At 30.7% G+C, this 1,603-nt stretch carries 2 protein-coding genes; both read left to right on the forward strand.

Annotated elements, in window-relative coordinates:
• Positions 1-178: 178 nt before the first annotated feature.
• Positions 179-835 carry an ABC transporter ATP-binding protein gene (locus VLM92_RS03010; protein WP_325274871.1) on the forward strand — a complete coding sequence of 219 codons (657 nt, stop codon included), beginning with the start codon at positions 179-181 and terminating at the stop codon, positions 833-835.
• A gap of 24 nt (positions 836-859) precedes the next feature.
• Positions 860-1,423: a DUF2318 domain-containing protein gene (locus VLM92_RS03015; RefSeq protein WP_325274872.1), complete on the forward strand. Its 564-nt coding sequence runs from the start codon at positions 860-862 to the stop codon at positions 1,421-1,423.
• Positions 1,424-1,603 lie beyond the last annotated feature (180 nt).

Raw genomic sequence — 1,603 nt, forward strand, 5'->3', positions numbered from 1 at the left:
GTAATAATTTCTCAATTTATTGGATTGAGTGTTTTTAATGTGTTAATTACGCCTAGATATGAGATTATTCCTGTCGTTCTTTTAATATCAATTGCTGTAGCACTTATTGCAAGTTTATTTCCTATAAGAAAAGCAGTTAAAGTTGAACCAGCGATTGTTTTAAGAGGTGAGTAAAAAAATGCCAAAGGATATCATCAAAGTAAGAAATATTTCAAAAATATATGATAGTAAAACAAAAGCTTTAGATAATCTAAGTTTATCAATTGTTGAAGGTGAATGGACGTCTATTATGGGGCCGTCAGGTTCCGGGAAAACAACGTTGTTGAATATTATTGGTTGTTTAGATTCAGCAACAAAAGGATCTGTATATATTAATGGGACAGAAATTACACGGTTAAAACAGAACGAACTAACAAGGTTCAGACGAGAAAATATTGGTTTGATTTTTCAGCAATATCATCTTGTTCCTTATCTAACAGCTTTGGAGAATGTAATGATGGCTCAGTTTTATCATAGTATTGTTAACGAGAGTGATGCAGTTGAGGCTCTAAAGAGAGTCGGACTAAGTCATAGGTTAAATCATATACCGGCTCATCTTTCAGGTGGAGAACAACAGAGAGTATGTATCGCACGTGCTTTGATTAATGAGCCAAATATATTATTGGCTGATGAGCCTACTGGGAATCTTGATCAGAAAAATGGTGAACTTGTTTTAAGTCTTATTAAAGAGTTGCAACTTGAGGGGCGTACAATTATTTTAATTACTCACAATCCACAAATAGGTAAAATTGGTAATAGGGTTGTAAAGTTGATTGATGGAAAAATAAGTTCTTAATTAGATAAATATGAGGTATAAGATATGAGTAAGAGAAATAAATTAAGAAGAATTGAATTAGAAAAAGTTGAAAGAAGAAAAAAAGAGCTATTAAATAGGAAAAAACGAATGAAAAATATAATGACTATATCGGTCATACTTATCGCAAGCATTAGTATTTTAATAGTCGTTTCAATGGCAAATAATACTAATAATTATGATAAAAACAATGAATTGGTCCAATCATCAGATATTATTAGTGAGACTGAGGTGGGTATTCCCGTATCTGGCATTGGTGATAATGCTAGGTTTTACAGTTATTATGCAAATGGTGTTGAGGTAAAGTATTTTGCTGTAAGAGGTTCAGATGGTGATATTCATGTTGCTTTTGATGCCTGTGATGTCTGTTATCAGGCAAAGAAAGGATATCGTCAGAGTGGGGAGATTATGCAATGTCTAAACTGTGGAAAACAATATCCTATCAATAGTTGTGGTACGGAAAACACTGCTGGTGGTTGTTGGCCAAGTTATTTACCAATGAGAATAAAAGGTGAAAATGTTATTATTGAAAAATCTGATTTAGAACAGAAAAAATGGATGTTTTTATAAAAACAAAAAAATTGTAAAATCCTATCTTTAAAAATTAATTATTTTAAAAAATAAAAAAAAGAAGTTGTAAGTAAATTACAATTTCTTATTATATTTTATATATATTTCATTTTTTTATTTCAATATCAAGGACGGTATTTTATTGAATAGGATAGTTCTATCAGGTGAGTTTTCGTAGCT

Origin of the sequence: Romboutsia sp., assembly GCF_035470145.1 — a bacterium.
GTDB lineage: Bacteria > Bacillota > Clostridia > Peptostreptococcales > Peptostreptococcaceae > Romboutsia_D.

Excerpts from the sequence above, each read along its gene's own strand:
- VLM92_RS03010 (WP_325274871.1), top strand. The coding sequence starts at position 179 with ATGCCAAAGGATATCATCAAAGTAAGAAATATTTCAAAAATATATGAT.
- VLM92_RS03015 (WP_325274872.1), top strand. The coding sequence starts at position 860 with ATGAGTAAGAGAAATAAATTAAGAAGAATTGAATTAGAAAAAGTTGAA.